Here is a 22,402-nt window from a genome sequence, read left to right as displayed (position 1 = left end):
AGATTGGCGCAAGTGCGTCACCTTACCGTGACGCGCATGAATTTCTCCCCTTGTCTTGCGGCTGTGTTGGCTGCCCTCCTGTGCGCACCTGCGGCATCGGCACTGTCCCTGCAGGAAGCGCAGCGCGCCATGGAAGCGCATAACCCGGACCTGCGTGCGGCGGCGCTGGAGCTGCGCGGGGTGCAGGGCGACGCGCAGGCCGCCGCGCTGCGCCCGCCCACCGAGCTGTCGATCGGCAGCAGCAAGATCAGCCCGAAGCACGGCATCGGCCCGGGACGCTGGCAGGACAAGCGGGCGGACAGCACGCTGGGCCTGGGCTGGACCTGGGAGCGCGGTGGCAAGCGCGCATTGCGCATCCGCCAGGCCGATGCACTGCTGGAAGTGGCCGGGCTGGAGATGCTCGATACCCGGCGCCGGCAGCAGGTAGCGCTGCATGAGGCCTACTTCGGCCTGAAGCGCGCGCAGGAGCGGGTGCAGATTGCCGAGGCCAACCGCCAGAGTTCGGCCGAACAGATGGCGGCAGCCGACAAGCAGGTTGCCACCGGGGCGATGGCGCCGGTCGACCGCGCGCGGCTGGCGGTGGACGACCTGGCGGTGGCCGACGCGGCGCGCGAGGCAGTGCTGGATCTGCGCGATGCGCGGCATGCGCTGGGCCTGCTGCTCGGCCGTGACGACAGCGGCGACCTGAGCGCCGATGATCCCTGGCCCGACCCCGCAGCCGTTGCCGCAACGCGCGCGTTCGATCCGCAGCAGCGTGCCGATCTGCGTGCGGCGCGTTCGCGCCTGGCCGCGGCCGATGCCGGTGTAGCACTGGCGCGCAGCGAGCGCCATCGCGACGTCCAGCTGGGCGTGGAAGCCGAACGCGAGCCGACCGACATCAGCGGCGTCACCTGGGGTGTGTCATTGACCATCCCGCTGGGCGGCCCGTCGCGTGCACGCGGCGCGATCCAGCGTGCCGAGGCCGACCGTGACAGTGCCGCGCTGGAACTGCAGGTGCTGCAGCGCGAAGCGCGCGCCGAACTGGACCAGTTGCAGGCCAGCGCGCAGTCCGCCGCGCAGCGTCGCAGCGACTATGAAGGGCTGCAGTCCGACGCTGCACGCAAGGCGGTGCGGGGCATCGAACTGGCCTACCGCCGCGGTGCCGCCAGCCTGACCGATCTGCTGGATGCGCGCCGTAGCTGGCGCGACTTCGAGGCTGCGCTGATCGAGGCGCGTGCCGACCATGCCATTGCGTTGGCGCGCTGGGAAGCGGCCACATCCGTTGCTGAAGGAGAGTCCTGATGAAGTCCACTGTCGCCCATCGCCTGCGGGCGCGACACGCCGTGCTGCCGGCCTTGCTGGCGCTGACGCTGCTGGGTGGCTGCGTCCGCGAGCCGGCCTCGTACATCGAGGACGCGCCGCAGATCAGCGGCGGCCAGATCCAGTTTCCGGCCGGCAGTCGCCAGCTGGACGTGCTGCGCAGCGAGGCGGTGACCGCCGGCGCCAGCGCCAGCCTGCAGCTGCCGGGTCGGGTGGCCTGGGACGAGACCCGCTCCAGTGCACTGCGCACGCCATTGGCGGGGCAGGTGGCGCGTATCGATGCGCAGCCGGGGCAGAAAGTGAAGGCGGGCCAGGTGATCGCCTGGATCACTTCGCCCGAGTTCGGCCAGGCCCAGGCCGACGGCGTGCGCGGCCGCGCCGAACTGCAACAGGCCCGCAGGGAACTGGATCGCACCCGCGAGCTGCATGCGGCGGGTGTGGCATCGGGCCGTGAACTGGACGAGGCCGAGGCCAACTTTGCCGGCAGCCAGGCCGATCACGCGCGTGCGACCGCCTTCGCCAAGGCGTATGGCAATGGCCTGCACGTCGACCAGCGCCTGCCGCTGCGCGCCCCCATCGACGGCGTGCTGGTGGAACGGCGGATGAGCCCGGGCATGGCGGTCAGCCCCGACAGCGAACAGCCGTTGGCAGTGATTGGCGATCCGGACCGCTTGTGGTTGCTGCTGGATGTTCCCGAGAGCCAGGCAGGGCGCTTGAGGGCGGGCATGCAGGTGAGCCTGGCCGGCGCCGATGGACGGCCGCTGCAGGCGACCCTGCAGCACGTGGATGACTTCGTCGACAGCGAGCGCCGCGTGGTGCAGGCGCGCGCCGAGCTGGACAACCGGGCACGGGCATTCAAGGCCGGCCAGTACGTGCGTGCGCAGGTGGCGTTGCCGGCCGAGGGCGGTGTCTCGCTTCCGGATGCGGCGGTGCTGCTGATCGACGGCAAGCAGGTGGTGTTCGTGGAGGAAGCAAAGGGCCGCTTCGTGCGCAATGCCGTGCACGCCGAGGAACTGGGTGACGGCCGCCTGTGGGTGCGTGAAGGCCTGGCGGCGGGCAGCAGGGTGGTGGTCGAGGGTGGCCTGCTGCTGCAGCAGCTGGTGGATAGCGCGCCGGCAGCCACCAGCACCGGCACGGGGCACGCCGCCCCATGATCGATCGCCTGATTGCCTATTGCCTGCGCCAGCCACTGATGGTGATGCTGGCGCTGCTGCTGTTCATCGGCGCTGGCATTGCTGCGTTCCGCGTGTTGCCGGTGGAGGCCTTCCCGGATGTGTCCGATACCCAGGTGACGGTCGTATCGCTGCACCCGGGCCGCGCCGCCGAAGAGGTCGAGCGCGAGGTGACGATGCCGCTGGAAGTGGCGCTGTCCGGCATTCCGCATTCGGTGCGGGTGTTCTCGCACACCCAGTTCGGCCTGTCGATGATCATCCTGACCTTCGACGACAAGGCCGATGACTACTTCGCGCGCCAGCAGGTGCTGGAGCGCCTGCAGGGGGTGGAGCTGCCGGAAGGGGTGACCCCGGAACTGGAGGCGATGAGTTCGGCGGTGGGTGAGATCTACCGGTACGTGCTGAAAGGCCCGCACATGACGCCGACCCAGTTGCGCACCGTGCAGGAATGGACGATGGAGCGCAGCCTGCGCACCGTGCCGGGCGTGGCCGATGTGATCAGTTTCGGCGGCTTCGCGCGCACCTTCCAGGTCAAGCCGGACCTGGACAAGCTGCGTGACCGCGGCATCAGCCTGGGTGAGTTCGCCGAGGCGCTGGAGAAGGGCAGCTCGAATGCCGGCGGCGGCTACGTGGAACGCGGCCAGCAGCAGTTCCTGATCCGTGGCGTAGGCCTGATGCGTTCGCCGGCCGACATCGGCAACGTGGTGGTTACGCAGCGCGGGGGCACGCCAATACTGGTGCGCGACCTGGCCGGCATTGCCGACACCGGCCTGCCCCGGCAGGGCCTGGTCGGCCAGGACGACAATGACGATGCGGTGTTCGGCATGGTGCTGATGCGCAAGGGCGAGAATCCGTCCGACGTGCTCGACGCCCTGCATGCGCGCATCGCGGAGATCGAAGCCAACCAGCTGCCGCACGGGGTCAGCATCGAGCCGTTCTACGACCGCTCGTGGCTGGTCTCGACCACGCTGAAAACCGTCTTCCGCAACCTGCTGGAAGGCGCGGTGCTGGTGTTCCTGGTGCTGTGGCTGTTCCTGTACAACGCCCGCGCCGCACTGATCGTGGCGGCGATGATGCCGCTTGCGCTGCTGTCGACCTTCCTCGGCCTGCATCTGTGGGGCGTGCCGGCCAACCTGCTGTCGCTGGGGGCGATGGACTTCGGCATCATCATCGATGGGGCGGTGATCGTGACCGAGCACATCGTTTCGCGGCTGTCGAAGCTGCCCTCCGCAGCCGACCGGAAGGCGAGGTTCTCGACCATTCTTTCAGCTGCATCGGAAGTGGGGCGGCCGACGTTCTTCTCGATGCTGATCATCATCGCCGCGCACATCCCGATCTTTACCCTGCAGCGACAGGAAGGCCGCATGTTCGCGCCGATGGCGTACTCGGTGACCTCGGCATTGATCGGTGCGTTGATCCTCGCACTGACCGTAGTGCCGCTGTTCTGCTACTGGTGGCTGCGGCGCGACCGCATGCGCGATGGCAATCCACTGATGGACCGCCTGACCGGCTGGTACAAGCCGATCCTGGAACGCGCACTGGCCCGCCCGCGTGCGGTGGTGCTGACTGCGGTTGCGCTGCTGGTCGGCACGCTGGCGCTGGGCACAAGGTTGGGTTCGGAGTTCCTGCCCGAGCTGGACGAAGGATCGATCTGGCTGACCGCAACGCTCGACCCGAGCACCAGCCTGGCCGAGGCGCAGCAGCAGTCGCGGCGCATCCGCGAGCTGGTCGGCACCTTCCCGCAGGTATCGACGGTGGTGGCCAAGCTCGGGCGCCCGGAGGATGGCTCCGATGCCAAGGGTGCCAACCAGATCGAGGCGCTGGTGGCGTTGAAGCCGGAGGAAGAGGGGCCGAAGGGCGTGGACAAGCGGCAGCTGGTGAGCGATCTGCAGCGCACGCTGGAGCAGCGCATTCCAGGGCCGGAGTTCTCGATCTCGCAGCCGGTGCGCGACAACATCCTGGAGAGCATCTCGCAGATCAAGGGCCAGGTGGTGATCAAGGTGAGTGGCTCGGATCTGGACGTGCTGAACCAGCAGGCGCAGGCGATCCTGGCCCAGGTGCGTGCGGTGGACGGCGTGGAAAGCGCGTTCATCGATCGCGACGGTTCGCTGCCGCAGCTGCAGATCGACATCGACCGCGACCGCGCCGCGCGCTATGGCTTGAACGTGCGCGACATCGACGCGGTGATCGAGACTGCACTGGGCGGGCGCCAGGTCGGCGAGCTGTGGGAGGGTGACCGCAGGTTCCCGATCACCCTGCGCCTGGACGATGCTGATCGTGACCTGCAGCGGCTGCGCACGGTCCCGGTCGGCATCGGCGATGGGCACACGGTGACATTGTCCGACGTGGCCGACTTCCGCATGGCCAGCGGCGCGATCAACATCTCGCGCGAGAACGCACAACGGGTGAAGGCAGTGAGCATCTTCATCGCCGGGCGTGACATGGGTAGCGTGGTGGCTGACATGCGCAAGCGCGTGGAGGCCAGCGTGCAGTTGCCGGAAGGCTACCGGCTGGAGTGGTCCGGCGAGTTCGAGAACCAGCAGCGTGCGATGAAGCGGTTGGGCTGGGTGATTCCGCTGTCGGTGCTGATCATCTTCGTGCTGCTGTTCGATGCCTTCAAGGACATCAGCAGCGCGGCGCTGATCCTGGCCAACGTGCCGCTGGCGATGATCGGCGGCATCCTGGCCCTGTGGTTGACCGGCATCCCTCTGTCGGTGTCGGCGGCGATCGGGTTCATCGCGTTGTTCGGGCAGGCGGTACTGAACGGGGTGGTGATGCTCAGTCGCTTCGCCCAGCTGCGCGAGCAGGGCATGGACCTGCTGCAATCCGTGGTGCAGGGCTCGCTGCAGCGCCTGCGCACGGTGCTGATGACCGCGCTGCTGGCGATGTTCGGTTTGCTGCCGATGGCGACCTCGCATGCGATCGGTGCCGAGACCCAGAAGCCGCTGGCTGTGGTGGTGATCGGTGGCCTGCTGTCGGCGATGCTGCTGACCCTGCTGGTACTGCCCACGCTGTACTACTGGGTACACCGGCGCCGCGAGGACCGTAGCGCCTGACCCTGCTGTAGAGCCGAGCCCACGCTCGGCTGCTTCCGGCCTTTGCGCGAAGAGCAGCCGAGCGTGGGCTCGGCTCTACCGAATTCGCGCGTCACACGCAGGTGCGATCCGCGCCATGCGTGGATGCCGTCCGCGCGACCTACACCATCCCACCGTTGGCGCGCAGTACCTGGCCATTGATCCATCCGCCATCGGCACCGGCCAGGAAGGCCACCGCACCGGCGATGTCCTCTGGCGTACCCAGCCGCTCCAGGGGGGGCATCTTCGCCAGCCGCTCGATCAGCTCCGGCGATTTTCCATCCAGGAACAACTCGGTAGCGGTCGGGCCCGGCGCCACGGCGTTCACGGTGATGTTGCGCCCGCGCAGCTCCTTGCTGAGGATCGCGCCCATCGTCTCCACCGCCGACTTGCTGGCCGCATACACGCTGTAGTTCTCCAGCCGGGTCCCGACCACGCTGGTGGACAGCGTGACGATGCGCCCGCCGTCGCGCACCCGTCGTGCACTTTCGCGCAGCACATTGAAGGCGCCCTTGAGGTTGATGCCGATCACCCGCTCGAACAGGGCATCGTCGGTGTCGGCCAATGGTGCCAACTGCAGTACGCCCGCGCTGTTGACCACCACGTCGATGCCGCCGAAGCGGACTTCGATGGCGTCGAACAGCTGCCGCACCGCCTGCGGATCGGCGACATCGGCCTGAAGCGCAATGGCCTGCGCGCCGACTGCGCCGAGTTCGGCCGCCAAGGCTTCGGCGTCGCCGCGGCGGCCCGCATAGTTGATCGCGACCGCGTGGCCGTCGGCGGCGAGCCGGCGGGAGATGGCGGCGCCGATGCCACGGGAGCCGCCGGTGACCAGGGCGACAGAGCGGGCGGGGGAGAGGGTCATGGTGGCTTCCACTGGGGCACGCCGGAGCGGCGCAGGGCCATCTTCGCGCCATCGCACGTTCGGATAATCCTGCATAATCCGCCAACATCATCCGGATAGCCGAACAATGGACCGCTTCACGGCCATGCGCGCCTTCGTCCGTATCGTCGAGCGCCGCAGCTTCACCCGGGCCTCCGAGGACCTCGGGCTGCCGCGCGCCACGGTGACCGACGCGATCAAGGCGCTGGAACAGCGGCTGGGCGTGCGCCTGCTGCACCGGACCACGCGGCAGGTGGTGCCGACGCTGGAAGGCGAAGCCTTCTACGGGCGATGCCTGCGCCTGATCGCCGACATGGACGATGCCGAGGCCGCGTTCCGTGACGCGCCGCCGCGCGGCCCGTTGCGCATTGAAGTGCACGGCACGCTGGGCCGGCACCTGCTGTTTCCGCAGCTGCCGGACTTCCTGCAGTGCTACCCGGAGATCGAACTGGACGTCAGCGAAGGCGACCGCTATGTCGACCTGCTGCGCGAAGGCGTGGATGCCGCGTTGCGGGTGGGGACGCTGGCCGACAGCGATCTGGCGGCGCGCCGGTTGACGATGCTGCGCGAGGTGACGGTGGCCGCGCCGGGCTACCTGCAGGCCAAGGGCGTCCCAGGCAGCATCGAGTCACTGCTGGACGGGCATGAAATGGTTGGCTATCGCTCCAGCGCCACCGGCCAGCTGATTCCCCTGGAGTTCCAGCAGCGCGGGCAGGTGCGTTACCTGCCGCTGCCGGCGCGGGTGCGTGTGTCCGGCGCGGATGCGTTCCTCGGTGCCGCGCTGGCAGGCCTGGGCATCATCCAGGCGCCGCGCTACCGGATGGACCCGTACATCGCGCGCGGGCAGCTGGTCGAGCTGTTGCCTGATGCGCCGCCGACGCCAAGCCCGTTGAGCCTGGTCTACCCGCGCAACCGCACGCCGTCGCCGCGGTTGCGGGTGTTCATCGACTGGGTGGCTGGGGTGTTCGACCAGGCCGAGGTTGCCGGCCAGCGGCCGGCACTACCGGGCCCGGTCAAACAGAGTGGGGTATTGCTTGGGTAGTGCCGGCCGCTGGCCGGCATCACAGCGCTGCCAACGACCCCTGCATGCGATGGAAACTGCCATCGGTGGCGGTGAACCAGGCCAGCGAACGCCCGCCGGCGAAGTCATCGACATGCACCACCGATGCGCCATCGGCTTCCTGCCACGAAATGGCATAGACCCCTTCGCTGATCTGCTGCCACTCGCAGGCGGCTTCGCCCTGCGCACCGGCATAGGCGCCGGAGACGATGGCGTACTGCACGTGGCGGCCATCGGCGCTGTAGATGTTGTCAGCGGCCAGGCCGTCATAGCGGACGCGGAAGCGCCGGCCAGCGAACACGGGCAGGTCGGTTGCAGCGTTCATCGGATCGCCACCGGGTTGATGTTGACCTGGGTCGAGCCGACATACAGCGGTTGGCCGAGCACGAACAGGAATTCCCAGGCCTTGTCTCGGACCAGGGCACGGCTGTCGATCAGCTCCAGGTTGTAGATGCCGCGCTTGGCCAGCATGTACTGGTTGACCGGAAATTCCTCGGCACCGTTCGGGTTCGGGTAGACCTCCGAGGCCCAGGTGTCGCCACCGAACGCGACGATGCCCTGGTCGGCCAGCCACTTCGCGGCCTCCATGCCGATACCCGGTTCCACGTCCAGGAATTGCGTGTTGTCCTTGCCGATCAGTTCCAGCCAGCCGGTGTTGAACAGCACCACGTCGCCCTTGCGCAGGCTCAGGCCCTGCTTCTTCAGCACGGCCTGGATGTCGGCCACGGTGAACTCGGTGCCGCCGGGCACGATCGCCTTGCCGTAGTGCGCGGTCATGTCCAGCACCACACCGCGGGTGACCATCGGCGGCACCTTCTCGACGCCGAGCTTGCGCACGCCGTCGACGGTGACGAAGTCGGCGGCCTTGTTGCCGTTGTAGTAGACGTTGTCGATGCCGATATGGCCGATCCCATTGAGCTGGGTGCCGACGCCGGTCCACGCGTTCACCAGTTCATCGTTGAAGGTGAACCTGTTGGGGCCCAGCGACCTGCCGGCCTGCTGGCCGACCTGCACGTTGTACAGGCGGAAGCTGCGGTGGCGGAACGCGGGCAGGTTCTTGTCCACCGGCACCGCCAGCGGATAGGTCTTGCCGGTCCTGACCAGCGATACCGCGTGCTTGACCACGTCCGTGGTGAGCAGGTTGGCGGCGCCGATCTCGTCGTTGGCGCCGTAGGCAGAGGGGTGCCAGTCCTCGGCGGTGGCCTGGAAAGACAGCGGTAGGGTAGCCAGTGCAAGCGCGGCCAGGGTCTTCATTTTCATGGCAAAGCTCCGGTAACGGTCAGGCCGCCGCGGCGGCGCCGGCATGGGCCGGGAAGTGCGGCAGCACGTACTCGGCGATTTCGTGGAAGGTTTCGGCCAGGGGCCGTTCGTTGCGGCGGAACTGCAGGCCGATGTGGTCAACGCCGGCGGCCTGCAGGGCATTCAGTTCGGACAGCAGGGCGTTGCGGCCACCGCGCAGGCCGAAGCGCCAGCGCTGGGGCGGAGCATCAGCATCGGCGAGCAGGTCCAGGTGGATGAAGCTGGCATAGGGCTTGTTGCCGGCCACGGCACGCCAGGCCGCTACACGTTGCGCATGGTCCTGTGGCGTGCCCGGGTAGGCCAGGCAGCCGTCCATGTGCTGGCCGATCCACGCCGGTTGCTGCTGGGCCAGGCCGGCCACGAACAACGGCAGGGCCGGGCCATCCGCGGGCAGCACATCCAGGCCCTGCGGCAGGTGCGCGGCGGCGCCTTCGCGCAACAGTGCGATCTGCTCGCGTAAGCGGCTGCCACGGCTGTCGAAGTCACGGCCGAACAGCGGGTACTCCACCGGGCGGTCGCCGCTGGCCACGCCCAGCAGCAGGCGGTCGCCGCTGAGCCGCTGCACGCTGCGCGCCGACTTCAGGGTCAGCAACGGCTCGCGGATCGGCAGCACCACCGCACCGGTACCCAGCAGGATGTGCTCGGTGATGCCGGCCAGGTAGCCGAGGTAACTGAACACCTCGAACACCTGCGCCGCATCGCCGAAGGCCGGGTCGTACACCGGCACGTCGCGTACCCACAGCGCACGGAAGCCGAGACGGTCGGCCAGCCGTGCCAGCTCCGCATGGCGCTGCAGGTCCGGTTCGCCGGGCAGGCGTCGCGCGGCGCGTCGCGCCTGTTCGCCCAGCGGCGTCCAGTCATTGTCCAGCGGTGCTTCGATGCCGATGCTGAACCCCCCGGCCTGCAGCCGCGCCAACGCACTGCCCATGGCGAAGCTCCTCAGTCCCAGGCCGGGGCCAGGCCCGGCGGATCGACTTCGCGGCCGTTGCGGTCAAGCGCGGCGATCGCGGCCATGTCGTCGGCATCCAGGCGCAGGTCCTGGGCGAGCAGGTTGCTGGCCAGGTTCTCGCGCTTGGTCGACGACGGGATGACCGCGTAGCCCAGTTGCAGCGCCCACGCCAGCGCGACCTGGGCTACGGTGGCCTGGTGCTTGTCGGCGACGGCGGCCAGTACCGGGTCCTTCAGCACCTTGCCGTAGGCCAGGGTCATGTAGGAGGTGACGGTGATGCCCTGGTCCTGCAGGAAAGCAGTCAGTGCCGGATTCTGCAGGTAGGGGCTCAGTTCGATCTGGTTGGTGGCGATCTCGCCAACGCCGACCATCTCGATGGCCTGCCGGGTCAGTTCGATGTTGAAGTTGGACACACCGATCTGGCGGGTCAGGCCCAGCGTCTTGGTTTCGGCCAGCGCGGTCATGTACTCGCGCAGTTCAACGCCATTGCCCGGCGCCGGCCAGTGGATCAGCAGCAGGTCGACGTAGTCGGTGCGCAACTTGGCCAGGCTGTCGCGCAGGCTCGGGATCAGCTTGTCGGCGGCGTAGTTGTCGACCCAGATCTTGGTGGTCAGGAACAGCTGGTCGCGCGGGATGCCGGATTCGGCGATGGCCTGGCCGACCTCGGCTTCGTTGCCGTAGATCTGCGCCGTATCGATCGCACGGTAGCCGACGTCGAGGGCGTTGCGCACCGAGTCGATGACGGTCTGGCCGGTCAGGCGGAAGGTGCCGACGCCAAAGGAAGGAACGCTCATGAGGGACTCCAGGGACTTCGTTGAGAGCCGGCGGGCTCGGGACAGGGCGAAGTGTGGGCGCTTTACATTTGTTGATTAAGCCGTGTATACGGGAAACGCTTTTGCAACGAGGTAAATAATGAAAACCACCCTGGATGAGCTGAAGGCCTTCGTGGCGGTGGTCGATGGTGGCTCGATCACGGCGGCGGCCGAGGCGCTGGAGCTGACCATCTCGGCCACCAGCCGCACCTTGGCGCGGTTGGAGGACAAGCTGCAGACCACGCTGCTGCGGCGGACCACGCGCCGGCTGGAACTGACCGAGGAGGGCGCGGCGTTCCTGGAGTACGCGCGCACGATCCTGGCCACGGTGGACGAGGCCGAGGAACAGATGGCGGCGCGGCGGCTGCAGCCGGTCGGGCGCCTGCGCGTGGACGCCGCCACGCCGTTCATGCTGCACGTGATCGTGCCGCTGCTGGAGGGCTTCCGCGAGCGCTACCCGCAGGTAGAGCTGGAGTTGAATTCCAACGAGGGCATCACCGACCTGATCGAAAAGCGCACCGATGTGGCGTTCCGCATCGGCGTGCTGCGCGATTCGAGCCTGCATGCGCGGCCGATCGGCCACAGTCGCATCCGCGTGGTGGCCAGCCCCGAATACCTGCGACGGCACGGCACGCCCACGCGCGTGGAGCAGCTGCGCCAGCACGACCTGCTGGGCTTCACCCAGCCCAGCTCCTTGAACGAATGGCCGCTGCAGGATGCCGATGGCGGGCCTTTCGTGATCGCGCCGGCCATCGCTTCATCCAGTGGCGAGACACTGCGGCAGATGGCGGTGGCCGGGTTGGGCATCGCCTGCCTGTCCGACTTCCTGACCCGCCAGGACCGGCGCGAGGGCCGACTGGTGCAGCTGTTCGGCAAACAGACGCAGGACGTGCGGCAGCCGATCAATGCGGTGTACTACCGCAACACCGCGCTGGCGGCGCGCATCACCTGCTTCGTCGACCACGTCACGCAGACGCTCGGCCAGCGCCCGTTCGATGAATAAAGATCGGTAGAGCCGGCCGCTGGCCGGCTTCCCCATCTGCCGGATCAGCGCTGCTGCCGGCCAGCGACCGGCACTACCGGCGGTTGTGCAGCGCGCGCCGGTTTCCGATATGCGCGCATGCCAGCAGCACGCCACCGCTGGCTGTCGCCACGCCGTGCCAGAGCAGCGATTCCTTCAACGGCAGGTACAGCGAGGCCGACAACAGCAGGATGGCGCCGACGCACGCCAACCGCAGGGGGCGCCAGTATCGATGCCGATGCGCCCCGGCCGAGGTACTCACCAAGGCCAGCGACGAGGCCAGCAGCGCGAACAGCCACTCCCAGCGCGACATCATCAGCAGCCATGTCATGGCGCCATGGCCGGGATGCTGGAACGAGCGCAGCGCCATCATCGTGGCCGGCACGAAGGCCAGCAGCAGGGGCAGGACGATGCAGTGGGCGGCGCAGGCCAGGGACAGCCAGGCCCCGGCAAGATCGAAGCGGGGGTGCCAGCGTGCCGAACGTGGCGGCTGGGCCAGGGCCCTTGCGGGCGTCGTGGGGATATGGTCCATAATGTTACATAGTAACAATAGGAATCTCCCCCATGAAGCGTTCTGCTGCTCTTTTCCTGCTGCTGGCGGCCAGCACCGCGCAGGCCCATGACGTCCGCCAGTTGGGTGCGCATGTGCACGGCCAGGCCACCGTCGATGTTGCGCTTGACCAGCAGACGCTGGAGTTCGCCCTGCAGGCCCCCGGCATCGGCATCCTTGATTTCGAGCGGCCGCCGGCCAACGCAGCCGAGCAGGCCGCGCTGGCGCGTGCGACTGCGCTGCTGCAGAGCGGCAGCTGGGTCACCCTGCCAACCGCGGCGGGCTGCCGTCTTTCCGGCAACGATGCCAGGGCCGAGGGCTTCGATGCGTCGGCTGCCGCGCCGCCGTCAGGCAGGCACCGGCACGCGGGGTTCAGCGCAACGCTGCAGTACCACTGCGCCAGGCCGGCCGAGCTGCGGGCCATGGTCGTGCGCCTGCCCGCACTGTTCCCGGGCCTGCACGAAGTGATCGTCAACAGCGCCACCGGACGTGGCCAGAACCGCAGCGTGTTGACTGCGGACAATCTGCGCGTGGTGCTGGCACCGTGAGCCTGCGACCGGTGATCGCGCTGGATGGCGTGCAGTTCGGCTATGGCCGGCGCCTGGTGCTGGATGTGCCGCGGCTGTGGATCGAGCAGGGCAGCAGCGTGCTGCTGCGCGGGATCAGCGGTGGCGGGAAGAGCACGCTGCTGGGCCTGCTGGCGGGCGTGTTGCTGCCCGGCAAGGGCAGCGTGGAGGTCGCCGGCCACGCACTGCAGGCGATGCGTGGCGCCGCACGCGACCGCTTCCGTGCCGACCACCTGGGCGTGATCTTCCAGCAGTTCAACCTGCTGCCGTTTCTCAGTGTGCGCGACAACATCGCACTGGGCCTGCGCTTCTCGCGCGTGCGCAGCGCGCGCATCAGCGGCCCGGTGGATGCCGAGATCACCCGCCTGCTGCAGGCCCTGCAGCTGGACCCGGCGCTGATGCAGCGGCGCGCAGGCACACTCAGCGTTGGCCAGCAGCAGCGCGTGGCGGCGGCACGCGCCCTGATCGGCCGCCCGGCGTTGCTGCTGGCAGATGAGCCAACCTCGGCGCTCGATCGCGACGCGGCCACCGCGTTCCTGCAGCTGATGTCTGCGCAGTGCCAGGCGGCCGGCACCACGGTGCTGGTGGTCAGCCATGACGACAGCCTGGAGCGGTTGTTCGACCGCACGATTGCCCTGTCTCAGATCAACCAGGCAGGTGCCGGCCATGCTTGAGCTTGCCTGGGCCAGCCTGCGCAGCCGTGCGTTGAGCGTGGGCCTGACCGTGCTGGTCATCACCCTCAGCGTGGTGCTGTTGCTGGGCGTCGAGCGCGTGCGCACGCAAGCACACGAAGGCTTCGCCAGCACCGTGTCCGGTACCGACCTGATCGTCGGTGCGCGTTCGGGGCCGGTGAACCTGCTGCTGTACTCGGTGTTCCATATCGGCGACCCGACCAACAACGTGTCCTGGCAGTCCTACCAGGCGCTGTCCGCAATGCCGCAGGTGAAGTGGGCGGTGCCGCTTTCGCTGGGCGATTCCTGGCGTGGCTACCGCGTGGTCGGTACCAGCGATGCCTATTTCGAGCACTACCGCTACGGCGCCGGGCACCTGCTTGCGTTCGCGAGCGGACGGCCGTTCGATGACCTGTATGACGTGGTGATCGGTGCCGAGGTGGCACAAGCACAGAAGGTCGTCCTCGGCGATGAGATCGTGCTGGCGCACGGCACCGGCGCGGTCAGCCTGGCCACGCATGCCGACAAGCCATTCCGTGTCGCCGGCATCCTGCAGCGCACCGGCACGCCGGTCGACTCGTCGCTGCTGGTCTCGCTGCCGGCCATCGAGGCGATCCATGTCGACTGGCGCTCGGGCGTGCAGCTGCGCCGCCAGAGCGTCAGCGCCGAGCAGGCGCGTCATCTGGACCTGACCCCGACCAGCATCACCGCCTTCATGCTCGGCCTGAACTCGCGCATTGCCACGTTCTCGGTGCAGCGCAGGATCAACGAGTACCCGGACGAGGCGATGCTGGCAATCCTGCCCGGCGTGACGCTGCAGCAGCTATGGCAGTCGCTGGGCACCGCCGAGCGGGCGCTGCGGCTGATCAGCGCGATGGTGGTGGCACTGGGCATGGTTTCGCTGGTGGCGCTGCTGGTTTCGACCCTGCAGGAGCGGCGGCGTGAGATGGCCATCCTGCGTGCCACCGGGGCACGGCCGGGTTACATCGCTGGCCTGCTCGTGGTGGAAGCGGTGGCGACCAGTGCGGTGGCGTGCGTGCTGGCCCTGTCGCTGCTGGTGGTCGCCAGCATTGCCGGGCGCGGCTGGGTACTGGCCACCTTCGGTTTGTCGATCAGCCATGTGTGGCCGGATGGCCGCGAGCTGGGATGGGTGGCGGGGGTGCTGCTGATCAGCACAGTGGCCGGGCTGGTGCCGGCATTGCTGGCTTACCGGCGCACCTTGGCCGATGGCCTTTCAGCGGGAGGCTGAGCATGCGATGGATGCGGGTAGTGCCGATGGTGCTGGCGCTGGCCGCCTGTGAGCGGCCGGTGGATACCGGTGTGCAGGCCTTGCCACCTGCGCCGATTGTCGACCGCGCTGACGCTTCGGTTGCGGCAGAGCAGGAGCTGGACTGGTTGCAGATGATGCCCGAGGACGAACTGGCCGCGCTGGAGCGGGGCGAGGGCCCGGAGGTCGAGCACAACGGCAACCGGCGCATGCCGCAGTTCGGCACCTTCCGCACCGTGGACACGGTCCTGCAGCGACCGGTGCGCCTGCCAGGCTACGTGGTACCTCTAGCCAATGCGCAGGACGGGCGGCTGACCGAATTCCTGTTCGTGCCGTACTACGGCGCCTGCATCCACGTGCCGCCGCCGCCGCCGAACCAGATCGTGCACGTGGTGCTGCCGCGCCCGATCGAGATGCCGGACATGTACTCGCCATTCTTCCTGGCCGGCACCCTGCGTGCCGAACGGCTGGATGACGATCTGGCCGGCTCGGCCTACACCATGCGCGATGCGGAGCTGAGGCCGTATGAACCGTAGCCCCCTTTTGCTCATGCTGGGATGCCTGTGGCTGGCGGGCTGTACGTCGCCGGGCGGCGATGCCGTGGCGGTCGTGCCGCAGGACAAGCCGGCGCGCTCGGCCACGGCCGAAGCCCCCATCGACCGTTGGGACACGTTACGGCCCGACGAAGTGACCTATCAACGCCCACCCCCGCAGATCGGCCTGTCACGCAATGGCATGGACGGGGTGGGCGGGCTGATCGACGACACCGGCTCCGGCACGCCACCGGGACAGCAGATCGATCATTCCAGCCCGGACCGCGCAAGACAGTTCGGTTCTTCGCAGGTGGTCGATGCTGCCGATGGCCGCGCGGTGGACCTGGATGGCTACGTGGTACCGCTCGGCACCAACGATGCCGGCCTGGTGGATGAACTGCTGTTCGTACCGTTCTACGGTGCCTGCATCCACGTGCCGCCACCGCCGCCGAACCAGATCATCCACGTGACCCTGGCGACGCCGATCACGCTGGGCGATCTGTGGGATCCCTACCGGCTTGTCGGCCGCCTGCAGGTGAAGCGCTTCGACGCGGACATCGCCAGCGCCTCCTACGATGCTGCTGCGGCCACGCTGACGGCGATCCACAACTGATGCGCCGGCGCTGGATCATTGCTGCGGGGATACTGCTGGGCGCAGTTGTGCTGCTGGTTTGGTGGCAGCGCGCCCCCACCGCGCCGCCGTCGGTCGCATTTCCGGCGCCTTCTTCCGATGCCCGCCAGCGCATCGAACAGCGCCTGGCTGATGACCACGCCTTCCGCAACGACGTGCTGTTCCTGCTCGCGGCAACAGTGCGCGACCGCTGCCAGCCGGCGCAGGCAGGTCTGTTGGCGCGCATGGCCAATCGTGCATCGCTGCCGGTGCTGGCGGCGGTGAGTGCGGTGACCCAGCAGGACCCATCGCTGGACCGGCCGATCTACCAGTACATCCAGCATCGCGCTGATGCGACGCCGTGCGGCCAGCCGCTGCAGATGCCGCTGGCCGGTGGGCGCAGCATGGCCGTGGACATCGAACAGTACGCACGCACGTTCCCGGACAGCTACTTCGACCCGCAGCGCAGCAGCGAACCACGGGATTTTGATGGGGTGTCGTTGCAGCAGCGGGCCGGCAATGCCTGCAACAGCGTGGTGTATTCGGTGTTGCCGCTGGGTGGCACCGATTGGCGGTGCAGCAGCCTGCGCGCCAATGCCCGGGCGCGGGTGCGCGGGCTGTGCGAGGACGAACTGCGGCGCCGGCATGGGAATACAGGTGGGGAGCTGGACATGGCCGTAGGGCAGGGCATGCAGGCGGCCGTGGTATCAACCATCGCCGCGCTGCCGGAAGACTGCCGGTGATGATCCCTGACACCGGCCACACTCGGCAGGAGCGGCGCGGCAACATGAACATTGGCCGGACCCCAATCTGAACCGGTGGTACTGTCTCCATAACTATACCGGATATCCTGTATAGTTTTGGTGGTACTTCATCCCATCAGGTTCTCCCATGGCTCTGTCCCAGCCCTTGGCCGGCGCTCCGGCCCTGTCGCGTGCCCGTCGCTGGGCACTGTTGTTCACCGTCGCCGCCGGCCTGCTGCTGGTCACGCTGGATAACTCGGTGCTCTACACCGCACTGCCCACACTGACTGGGGAACTCTCGGCCAGCGCCGGCCAGGCGCTGTGGATCATCAATGCCTATCCACTGGTGATGGCCGGCCTGCTGCTGGGGGCGGGCACGCTGGGCGACCGCATCGGCCACCGCCGCATGTTCCTGATCGGCCTGGTGGTGTTCGGCGTCGCCTCGCTGGCAGCGGCGTTCGCCGACTCCGCAGCGCAGCTGATTGCCGCACGTGCGTTGCTGGCGGTCGGCGCGGCCGCGATGATGCCGGCCACGCTGGCGCTGATCGGCCTGAGCTTCCACGAAGAGCGCGAACGCAACATCGCGATTGCCATTTGGGGTTCGGTGGCCATCGTCGGTGCGGCGCTCGGCCCGATCATCGGTGGCTGGCTGCTGCAGCATTTCTGGTGGGGCTCGGTGTTCCTGATCAACGTGCCGGTGGTCGTGGTCGCGTTCGTGGCCACGCTGCTGCTGGCACCGGAAGGCCAGCGCGACACCTCGCGGCCGTGGGACCTGGTTTCGTCGCTGCTGGCTCTGGCGGCACTGTCCGGCCTGGTGCTGGCGATCAAGTCGCTGATCGCGACGCCGCCGTCGTATGCGCTGGGCGCAGGCGCGCTGCTGCTGGCCGTCATCAGTGGTGCGGCGTTCGCACGCCGCCAGCAGCAGTTGCCGTACCCGCTGCTGGACTTCGCGATCTTCCGTAATCCGGCGTTCCTGGCCGGCACGCTGTCGGCGGTGTTCACCCTGTTCGCGATGGCCGGCCTGCAGCTGGTCACCACCCAGCGCTTCCAGCTGGTGGCAGGCTTTTCGCCGCTGCAGGCGGGCCTGCTGGTGTCGGTGGCCGCGCTGGGCAGCCTGCCCAGTGCGCTGCTGGGCGGCAGCATCCTGCACCGGGTGGGCCTGCGCCCATTGATCTGCGGTGGCCTGGCTGCGGGCGCGCTGGGCGTCGGCGTGGTGGCGTTCGGCTTCCCGCACGGCCTTGGCTGGGTGGTCGCCGGTATGGCCATCACCGGCTTCGGTATGGGCGCGGCCATCTCGGTGGCGTCCACGGCCATCCTCAACAATGTGCCGGCGCACCGTGCGGGCATGGCGTCTTCCGTGGAAGAAGTGTCCTACGAGTTCGGTGGCCTGTTGGCTGTGGCGATGCTGGGCAGCCTGAGCGCAGCGATGTACAGCGCGTTCCTGCCGGTCTCGGCCGATATGCCCGCGCTTGCCCGCGAGGGTTTCACCCAGGCGCTGCATGCCGCGCGCGAGAGCGGGCAGGGTGATTGGTTCGCACTGGCTGCGGCGGCATATGACCGTGGCTACCAGAGCGTGCTGCTGGTGATCACGGCGGTACTGGCGCTGGGCGCGACGATCCTGGCGCACCTGCTGCGTGGCCGGGCCGGCAGCCGTGAGGGCGCCGCCGATCGCGTAAAATGACGCCATGAGAACCAGCAAGCGCGACCGCATCCTCGACGCTGCCGTCAACGTGATCAATCGTGACGGCGTGCGTGCGGTGACCTTCGAGTCGGTGGCGGCCGAGGCCAAGCTGACCCGCGGCGGCCTGCTGTACCACTTTCCCTCGCGCGAGGCGCTGCTGCGCGGGATCGACGAGTACCTGGCGCAGGCCTGGGAGGCGTCCATGGAAACGCTGCTGGGCAAGCGTGCGGACGAAGCCTCGGCGCTGGAGCGTTACCAGACCTTCGTGCGCGTGTCGGCCCAGAGCGCCACCCGTGCCGAACTGATGTTCATGCTCGAATCGGCCGACCCGGAGGCGGGCGAGCGTCCGTGGGGCCCGGCGGTTCAGCGCTGGGCACCGTCCGCGCCGGAGGCCGGGAATGTGGATCCGACGACGCTCGACAATTTCGTGGCACGTCTGGCCGCCGACGGCCTGTGGATCTACGAGGCGATGTACGAAGGGCAGCTGGATGAAGGCGTACGTGCCCAGGTGGCCGAGCGCATCGCCGGGCTGCTGGCAAAGTCTGACGGCACGTCCAGTTGAGCGGCCGGCCGGCGCGCCGACATCGCCCGTGGTAGAGCCGACCGCGGGTCGGCTGCTCTGCGGCCAAGCCATGAAAACCCCGCGCTTTGCGCGATGGTCGGCCAGCGGCCGACCCTACCCTGACGCAATTACCGAGCCTGCGTGGCGCTCGCGTCCAGCCACGCCCTGGGCGATGCCCCCAGCCGCTTGCGGAACGCCTTCGACAGTGACGGGGTATCGGCAAACCCCACCTCGATCGCCACCTGCTTGACCGCCACGCCGGCCCGCAGCTGCGCGCAGGCCAGGCTCAGCCGCCAGTCCAGCAGATAAGCGGCCGGCGTCGCCTGCATCACCTCCTTGAACACGGCCGCGAACGCACTGCGCGACATGCCGGCGGTCGCGGCCATGCGCGGCAGCGTCCATTCGTCCTGCGGCGCCTGGTGCATCGCCACCAGCGTACGAGCCAGCCGCGCATCGGACAGCCCGCGCATCAGCCCATGGCTGACGCCCGCTGCATCCGGATGATCGACCACCCAGCGCAGGATCTGGATCAGCGCGACCTCGAACAGGCGGTTGGTCAGCAGCCGTGAACCGCAGCGCTGGCGATCGGCCTCGGCAAACAGCAGCTGCAGGGTGTCATCCAGTTCGCCGATGGCCGCCAGCGGCACCACCATCACCGGTGGCAGCGACTGCACGATCGGATTGCGCGCACCGCCATCGAAATCCAGCGTGGCGCAAGTGAAATCCGGGCCATCCAGCGGCGCGTTGAAGAACACATGGTGCAGCGGCTGCGGGTACAGCAGCAGGCTGGGTGTGTCGATCTTCAGCCGGGGCAGCGCGATATCGCCGTCGGGATGGCGGACTTCCATTTCACCCTGGCGCAGGATGTGCAGGAACGCACGACCGGGCTGCGGCTCGAAGACATGCTGCCCGCACAGCGGGCCACTGTGGAACAGCGCCGCCTGCACCCGGAAGCGTTCCAGCAGGGAGGAGAGGCGATCTGGCGCAGGGGCGGCGGGCATGCTCATGGACGTATGGACAACATGTGTGGCGAATTACGACTGATGCGTCCGGAGAGTCTCCCTAGGATGAGCGGGTCGTCCAATCCCGGGCGCTTTCCCAAGGAGATCCACCATGTCCCGTGTCCCCCTGATCGATGCCGCCAACACCACCGCCGAACGCCAGGCCCTGCTGGGCCAGGTCAACGCCGCCTTTGGCGCCACCCCGGCCATGTTCCGCGCCGTAGCCAATTCGCCGGCCGTGCTGAAGAGCATGTGGGGTTCGTTCGGCGCACTCGGTGGCGGTCGCCTGTCGCCGCTGCTGGGCGAGCAGATCGCCGTGGCCATTGCCAACCGCAATGCCTGCGAGTACTGCCTGGCCGCGCACACGGCACTGGGCCGCAAGGCCGGCGCCAGCAGCGAGCGGATGGCTGCCGCGCAGATCGGCCAGTCCAGTGACCCGGCGACCGCCGCTGCCCTGGACTTCGCGCTGAAGGTGGTCGAGCAGCGTGCGCAGATCGCCGATGGCGACGTGCAGGCGCTGCGCGCGGCTGGCTTCGATGATGAGCAGATCGTGGAGATCCTCGCGCATGTGGCGCTCAACCTGTTCACCAACTACGTCAACGTCGCGTTCGACGTGCCGGTGGACTTCCCGAAGGTCGCGCTGCGCTGAGGTCTACCGGGCCGGGGGCGCTGTGCTCCCGGCCATCTTCAGCGGGCGTGGCCGTCGTCCGCCTGCAGCCGCTCCGGATGGGTATATACATTGAACCCGCTCTCCCGCGCGAACCCGACCAGGCACAGGCCGGCGCTGCGGGCCAGGTCGATCGCCAATGCGGTCGGTGCCGAGACTGCAGCCAGCACGCTGGCACCGGCGCGCACCGCCTTGCTGACCATTTCGTAGCTGGCCCGGCTGGAAATCACCAGCAGGCCGCCTTCAATGGTGTGTTCGTTGTAGTGCAGCGCGCCGATCAGCTTGTCCAGCGCGTTGTGGCGGCCGACGTCCTCGCGGACCCAGCCGATGCGCCCACTGGCATCGGCCCAGGCGGCGGCGTGGATGGAGCCGCTCACCGCATTCATCGGCTGGTGCTGCGCCAGCGTGGCCACCGCGCGCTGCAGAGCGGCGGCGGCATAGCTGCGTCGTTCGCGGACCTGCGGCAGTGGGCGCAGCACTTCCTCCAGCTGGCGCGTGCCGCACAGGCCACAGCCACCACGGCCGGGCAGCAGGCGTCCATTGGCCGGGTCCAGGTCGGCACCGGATGCCTCCTCGGCCACGGTCATCTGTAATTCGATGCCTTCCAGCTGCGGGCGGATCTCGATCGACAGCAGCTGCGAGGGCGTGTCGATCAGGCCCTCGCTGAGCGAGAACCCGAGCGCGAAGTCTTCCAGGTCGCACGGGGTGGCCATCATCACTGCAAAGGGGGCATCGTTGTAACGCAGCGCCACCGGCACTTCTTCGGCCACCATGTCGACCTGCTGCTGTTGCCTGCCGCCGCGCCAGCGCTGCAAGGGGCGCTGGGCGGTGCCGGCAGGCGGGATGTGCGGCGGGATCGAATAAGGCATGCAGCGCGTCCGGGCAAGGGGGAAACGCGGGCGGGCCACCGCCTGCGGTTTCGAGGATAGCGCAGTGGTCGCGTACAGACGCGGCTGTAACCGTTGCCCTGGCAGGTTGTGCTGAAAACAGCCAGTGCCCTCTGGCGAAGCGGCGTGGGCCGTGCTTGACTGTGGGGCTTGCTGCGCAGCCGAAACGACCGCCCGCCGGCGTCGTGCCGTTCGTTGTAGCGTTCCTCCCGCCGACCTGCCTTGGCATGCTGGCCACGTTGAATGGAACGCCAGTCTCGCCGTGGCGCGAGGCGCCGGCAGCCGCCAGTTCCCCGCAACGGGCATCGCCGCCGATGCCTGACCCGTTGCGTCCCCCCATTGCGTGATTTCCTGCAGGCGCTCAAGCGCCTGCCATGACTGTTCGACTTTTTCTCGACTCTGCCTGCGACTTCGATGCGCGGGCGGCGGGCTGCGTTGCCCGACTCTGCAAAGGAATCACTCCCTATGCACCGTACTCTCTCCCTCGGCCTGCTGCTGGGCACCGTGTTTGCCACGACCGCCTGTGCACGTGCCGCCGAAGAATCCGCCGCCGCACCGATCGCCAGCGCAGCATCGGTGGCACCGATCCAGGCCAGCCCGGCCAAGGTCGATCCGGCCTTGCCGGTGGCCATCGTGCACAAGACCGCCAGCTGTGGTTGCTGCGGCATCTGGGTCGACCACCTGAAGGCCGCGGGCTTCCAGGTCGAGGTGCGCGACACCGATGACATGAATCCGATCAAGGTTCGCCTGGGCGTGCCGGTCGGCAAGGCCTCCTGCCATACCGCCGAGATCGGCGGGTATGTGGTCGAGGGCCACATACCGGCCGAGGACATCAAGCGCCTGCTGGCCGAACGCCCGGCCGCGCGCGGGCTGGTGCTGCCCGACATGCCGGCCGGTTCGCCGGGCATGGAAATGCCGGATGGCTACGTGCAGCCGTATACCGTCGAGCTGGTGCGCACCGACGGCAGCACCGAGCCGTTTGCCCGGCACGGACAGGGTGGCTGATGGACGGCGGGTGCCGGTCGTCCTGACCGGCACTCTTCGACGCGTCCTGTGTAGAGCCGAGCCCACGCTCGGCTGTTGTCGGCCGGCAAG

Annotated in this window: 23 protein-coding genes; 15 read left to right on the top strand and 8 right to left on the bottom strand. The window is 68.4% G+C overall.

Features of this window, described 5'->3' with window-relative positions; genetic code table 11:
• The first annotated feature begins 36 nt into the window (after window positions 1-36).
• Genes AC5P5V_RS09065 through AC5P5V_RS09055 form a run of 3 tightly spaced genes read left to right on the top strand, consistent with a single transcriptional unit; the run spans window position 37 to window position 5,527 of the window.
• Window positions 37-1,281 carry a TolC family protein gene (locus AC5P5V_RS09065; RefSeq protein ID WP_265330008.1) on the top strand — a complete coding sequence of 415 codons (1,245 nt, stop codon included), beginning with the start codon at window positions 37-39 and terminating at the stop codon, window positions 1,279-1,281.
• On the top strand, window positions 1,281-2,453 hold the full coding sequence (locus AC5P5V_RS09060) for an efflux RND transporter periplasmic adaptor subunit (protein WP_495215865.1): 1,173 nt from the start codon (window positions 1,281-1,283) through the stop codon (window positions 2,451-2,453). Before AC5P5V_RS09065 ends, AC5P5V_RS09060 begins: the two co-directional genes overlap by 1 nt.
• On the top strand, window positions 2,450-5,527 hold the full coding sequence (locus AC5P5V_RS09055) for an efflux RND transporter permease subunit (protein WP_134969040.1): 3,078 nt from the start codon (window positions 2,450-2,452) through the stop codon (window positions 5,525-5,527). The genes AC5P5V_RS09060 and AC5P5V_RS09055 overlap by 4 nt, the downstream gene beginning before the upstream one ends.
• A 139-nt stretch (window positions 5,528-5,666) precedes the next feature.
• Here the strand turns inward: AC5P5V_RS09055 and AC5P5V_RS09050 are convergent, their stop codons facing one another.
• Window positions 5,667-6,410, bottom strand: coding sequence for an SDR family oxidoreductase (locus AC5P5V_RS09050; RefSeq protein ID WP_134969039.1), 744 nt, complete (start codon window positions 6,408-6,410; stop codon window positions 5,667-5,669).
• Window positions 6,411-6,516: 106 nt separating this feature from the next.
• Here AC5P5V_RS09050 and AC5P5V_RS09045 point away from each other — a divergent pair, with 106 nt between their 5' ends.
• Complete coding sequence (locus AC5P5V_RS09045; protein WP_235643204.1) at window positions 6,517-7,470, top strand: LysR family transcriptional regulator; 954 nt, start codon at window positions 6,517-6,519, stop codon at window positions 7,468-7,470.
• Between the two features lie 19 nt (window positions 7,471-7,489).
• Here the strand turns inward: AC5P5V_RS09045 and AC5P5V_RS09040 are convergent, their stop codons facing one another.
• Genes AC5P5V_RS09040 through dkgB form a run of 4 tightly spaced genes read right to left on the bottom strand, consistent with a single transcriptional unit; the run spans window position 7,490 to window position 10,530 of the window.
• Window positions 7,490-7,813, bottom strand: coding sequence for a MoaF-related domain-containing protein (locus AC5P5V_RS09040; RefSeq protein WP_134969038.1), 324 nt, complete (start codon window positions 7,811-7,813; stop codon window positions 7,490-7,492).
• Window positions 7,810-8,748: a cyclase family protein gene (locus AC5P5V_RS09035; RefSeq protein WP_134969037.1), complete on the bottom strand. Its 939-nt coding sequence runs from the start codon at window positions 8,746-8,748 to the stop codon at window positions 7,810-7,812. The genes AC5P5V_RS09040 and AC5P5V_RS09035 overlap by 4 nt, the downstream gene beginning before the upstream one ends.
• A 19-nt stretch (window positions 8,749-8,767) precedes the next feature.
• Window positions 8,768-9,715, bottom strand: a complete 948-nt coding sequence (locus AC5P5V_RS09030) for a TIGR03571 family LLM class oxidoreductase (protein WP_134969036.1) — start codon at window positions 9,713-9,715, stop codon at window positions 8,768-8,770.
• 11 nt (window positions 9,716-9,726) lie between these two features.
• Complete coding sequence (dkgB, locus tag AC5P5V_RS09025) at window positions 9,727-10,530, bottom strand: 2,5-didehydrogluconate reductase DkgB (protein ID WP_134969035.1); 804 nt, start codon at window positions 10,528-10,530, stop codon at window positions 9,727-9,729.
• A 118-nt stretch (window positions 10,531-10,648) separates the two neighbouring features.
• Here dkgB and AC5P5V_RS09020 point away from each other — a divergent pair, with 118 nt between their 5' ends.
• Window positions 10,649-11,551, top strand: a complete 903-nt coding sequence (locus tag AC5P5V_RS09020; protein WP_134969034.1) for a LysR family transcriptional regulator — start codon at window positions 10,649-10,651, stop codon at window positions 11,549-11,551.
• 73 nt (window positions 11,552-11,624) lie between these two features.
• Here the strand turns inward: AC5P5V_RS09020 and AC5P5V_RS09015 are convergent, their stop codons facing one another.
• Entirely contained in the window at window positions 11,625-12,101 is a 477-nt protein-coding gene (locus AC5P5V_RS09015) for a MerC domain-containing protein (protein WP_134969033.1), read from the bottom strand.
• Window positions 12,102-12,133: 32 nt separating this feature from the next.
• Here AC5P5V_RS09015 and AC5P5V_RS09010 point away from each other — a divergent pair, with 32 nt between their 5' ends.
• The 8 genes from AC5P5V_RS09010 to AC5P5V_RS08975 all read left to right on the top strand — a co-directional run bounded on the left by AC5P5V_RS09010 (window position 12,134) and on the right by AC5P5V_RS08975 (window position 18,752).
• Window positions 12,134-12,667 carry a ZrgA family zinc uptake protein gene (locus AC5P5V_RS09010; RefSeq protein WP_231352132.1) on the top strand — a complete coding sequence of 178 codons (534 nt, stop codon included), beginning with the start codon at window positions 12,134-12,136 and terminating at the stop codon, window positions 12,665-12,667.
• Window positions 12,664-13,359, top strand: a complete 696-nt coding sequence (locus AC5P5V_RS09005) for an ATP-binding cassette domain-containing protein (RefSeq protein WP_061479410.1) — start codon at window positions 12,664-12,666, stop codon at window positions 13,357-13,359. Before AC5P5V_RS09010 ends, AC5P5V_RS09005 begins: the two co-directional genes overlap by 4 nt.
• The gene (locus AC5P5V_RS09000; protein WP_134967838.1) at window positions 13,352-14,605 is read left to right on the top strand and encodes an ABC transporter permease; all 1,254 of its coding nucleotides are present in this window, start codon (window positions 13,352-13,354) and stop codon (window positions 14,603-14,605) included. Before AC5P5V_RS09005 ends, AC5P5V_RS09000 begins: the two co-directional genes overlap by 8 nt.
• 2 nt (window positions 14,606-14,607) lie before the next feature.
• Window positions 14,608-15,159, top strand: a complete 552-nt coding sequence (locus tag AC5P5V_RS08995) for a DUF3299 domain-containing protein (protein ID WP_134967837.1) — start codon at window positions 14,608-14,610, stop codon at window positions 15,157-15,159.
• Entirely contained in the window at window positions 15,149-15,769 is a 621-nt protein-coding gene (locus tag AC5P5V_RS08990; protein ID WP_134967836.1) for a DUF3299 domain-containing protein, read from the top strand. The genes AC5P5V_RS08995 and AC5P5V_RS08990 overlap by 11 nt, the downstream gene beginning before the upstream one ends.
• On the top strand, window positions 15,769-16,509 hold the full coding sequence (locus AC5P5V_RS08985; RefSeq protein WP_134967835.1) for a hypothetical protein: 741 nt from the start codon (window positions 15,769-15,771) through the stop codon (window positions 16,507-16,509). Before AC5P5V_RS08990 ends, AC5P5V_RS08985 begins: the two co-directional genes overlap by 1 nt.
• 148 nt (window positions 16,510-16,657) lie before the next feature.
• Window positions 16,658-18,190, top strand: a complete 1,533-nt coding sequence (locus AC5P5V_RS08980; RefSeq protein WP_134967834.1) for an MFS transporter — start codon at window positions 16,658-16,660, stop codon at window positions 18,188-18,190.
• A gap of 4 nt (window positions 18,191-18,194) precedes the next feature.
• Window positions 18,195-18,752, top strand: a complete 558-nt coding sequence (locus tag AC5P5V_RS08975; protein WP_061479404.1) for a TetR/AcrR family transcriptional regulator — start codon at window positions 18,195-18,197, stop codon at window positions 18,750-18,752.
• A 128-nt stretch (window positions 18,753-18,880) separates the two neighbouring features.
• On the opposite strand, the gene AC5P5V_RS08970 is transcribed toward AC5P5V_RS08975, so the two are convergent.
• Window positions 18,881-19,759, bottom strand: coding sequence for an AraC family transcriptional regulator (locus AC5P5V_RS08970; RefSeq protein WP_134967833.1), 879 nt, complete (start codon window positions 19,757-19,759; stop codon window positions 18,881-18,883).
• Between the two features lie 106 nt (window positions 19,760-19,865).
• On the opposite strand from AC5P5V_RS08970, the gene AC5P5V_RS08965 reads away from it, so the two are divergent.
• The gene (locus tag AC5P5V_RS08965; RefSeq protein WP_134967832.1) at window positions 19,866-20,402 is read left to right on the top strand and encodes a carboxymuconolactone decarboxylase family protein; all 537 of its coding nucleotides are present in this window, start codon (window positions 19,866-19,868) and stop codon (window positions 20,400-20,402) included.
• A 38-nt stretch (window positions 20,403-20,440) separates the two neighbouring features.
• On the opposite strand, the gene fdhD is transcribed toward AC5P5V_RS08965, so the two are convergent.
• Window positions 20,441-21,289 (bottom strand): formate dehydrogenase accessory sulfurtransferase FdhD, encoded by an 849-nt coding sequence (gene fdhD, locus AC5P5V_RS08960; RefSeq protein ID WP_231352131.1) that lies wholly within the window; start codon window positions 21,287-21,289, stop codon window positions 20,441-20,443.
• Between the two features lie 483 nt (window positions 21,290-21,772).
• On the opposite strand from fdhD, the gene AC5P5V_RS08955 reads away from it, so the two are divergent.
• Window positions 21,773-22,312, top strand: coding sequence for a DUF411 domain-containing protein (locus AC5P5V_RS08955; protein ID WP_134967830.1), 540 nt, complete (start codon window positions 21,773-21,775; stop codon window positions 22,310-22,312).
• Window positions 22,313-22,402: the final 90 nt, after the last annotated feature.

The organism is Stenotrophomonas sp. YJH_SMC_130 (genome assembly GCF_059369035.1).
Note: the sequence above shows the minus strand (reverse complement) of the source record. Positions and strands in the feature narration are given on the sequence as shown.

Excerpts from the sequence above, each read along its gene's own strand:
- AC5P5V_RS09050 (WP_134969039.1), bottom strand. The coding sequence starts at position 6,410 with ATGACCCTCTCCCCCGCCCGCTCTGTCGCCCTGGTCACCGGCGGCTCC.
- AC5P5V_RS08990 (WP_134967836.1), top strand. The coding sequence starts at position 15,149 with ATGAACCGTAGCCCCCTTTTGCTCATGCTGGGATGCCTGTGGCTGGCG.
- AC5P5V_RS08995 (WP_134967837.1), top strand. The coding sequence starts at position 14,608 with ATGCGATGGATGCGGGTAGTGCCGATGGTGCTGGCGCTGGCCGCCTGT.
- AC5P5V_RS08970 (WP_134967833.1), bottom strand. The coding sequence starts at position 19,759 with ATGAGCATGCCCGCCGCCCCTGCGCCAGATCGCCTCTCCTCCCTGCTG.
- AC5P5V_RS08985 (WP_134967835.1), top strand. The coding sequence starts at position 15,769 with ATGCGCCGGCGCTGGATCATTGCTGCGGGGATACTGCTGGGCGCAGTT.
- fdhD (WP_231352131.1), bottom strand. The coding sequence starts at position 21,289 with ATGCCTTATTCGATCCCGCCGCACATCCCGCCTGCCGGCACCGCCCAG.
- AC5P5V_RS09000 (WP_134967838.1), top strand. The coding sequence starts at position 13,352 with ATGCTTGAGCTTGCCTGGGCCAGCCTGCGCAGCCGTGCGTTGAGCGTG.
- AC5P5V_RS09060 (WP_495215865.1), top strand. The coding sequence starts at position 1,281 with ATGAAGTCCACTGTCGCCCATCGCCTGCGGGCGCGACACGCCGTGCTG.
- AC5P5V_RS09055 (WP_134969040.1), top strand. The coding sequence starts at position 2,450 with ATGATCGATCGCCTGATTGCCTATTGCCTGCGCCAGCCACTGATGGTG.
- AC5P5V_RS09015 (WP_134969033.1), bottom strand. The coding sequence starts at position 12,101 with ATGGACCATATCCCCACGACGCCCGCAAGGGCCCTGGCCCAGCCGCCA.
- AC5P5V_RS08975 (WP_061479404.1), top strand. The coding sequence starts at position 18,195 with ATGAGAACCAGCAAGCGCGACCGCATCCTCGACGCTGCCGTCAACGTG.
- AC5P5V_RS09040 (WP_134969038.1), bottom strand. The coding sequence starts at position 7,813 with ATGAACGCTGCAACCGACCTGCCCGTGTTCGCTGGCCGGCGCTTCCGC.
- AC5P5V_RS09010 (WP_231352132.1), top strand. The coding sequence starts at position 12,134 with ATGAAGCGTTCTGCTGCTCTTTTCCTGCTGCTGGCGGCCAGCACCGCG.
- AC5P5V_RS09035 (WP_134969037.1), bottom strand. The coding sequence starts at position 8,748 with ATGAAAATGAAGACCCTGGCCGCGCTTGCACTGGCTACCCTACCGCTG.
- AC5P5V_RS09065 (WP_265330008.1), top strand. The coding sequence starts at position 37 with ATGAATTTCTCCCCTTGTCTTGCGGCTGTGTTGGCTGCCCTCCTGTGC.
- AC5P5V_RS09020 (WP_134969034.1), top strand. The coding sequence starts at position 10,649 with ATGAAAACCACCCTGGATGAGCTGAAGGCCTTCGTGGCGGTGGTCGAT.
- dkgB (WP_134969035.1), bottom strand. The coding sequence starts at position 10,530 with ATGAGCGTTCCTTCCTTTGGCGTCGGCACCTTCCGCCTGACCGGCCAG.
- AC5P5V_RS08955 (WP_134967830.1), top strand. The coding sequence starts at position 21,773 with ATGCACCGTACTCTCTCCCTCGGCCTGCTGCTGGGCACCGTGTTTGCC.
- AC5P5V_RS09045 (WP_235643204.1), top strand. The coding sequence starts at position 6,517 with ATGGACCGCTTCACGGCCATGCGCGCCTTCGTCCGTATCGTCGAGCGC.
- AC5P5V_RS08965 (WP_134967832.1), top strand. The coding sequence starts at position 19,866 with ATGTCCCGTGTCCCCCTGATCGATGCCGCCAACACCACCGCCGAACGC.
- AC5P5V_RS08980 (WP_134967834.1), top strand. The coding sequence starts at position 16,658 with ATGGCTCTGTCCCAGCCCTTGGCCGGCGCTCCGGCCCTGTCGCGTGCC.
- AC5P5V_RS09030 (WP_134969036.1), bottom strand. The coding sequence starts at position 9,715 with ATGGGCAGTGCGTTGGCGCGGCTGCAGGCCGGGGGGTTCAGCATCGGC.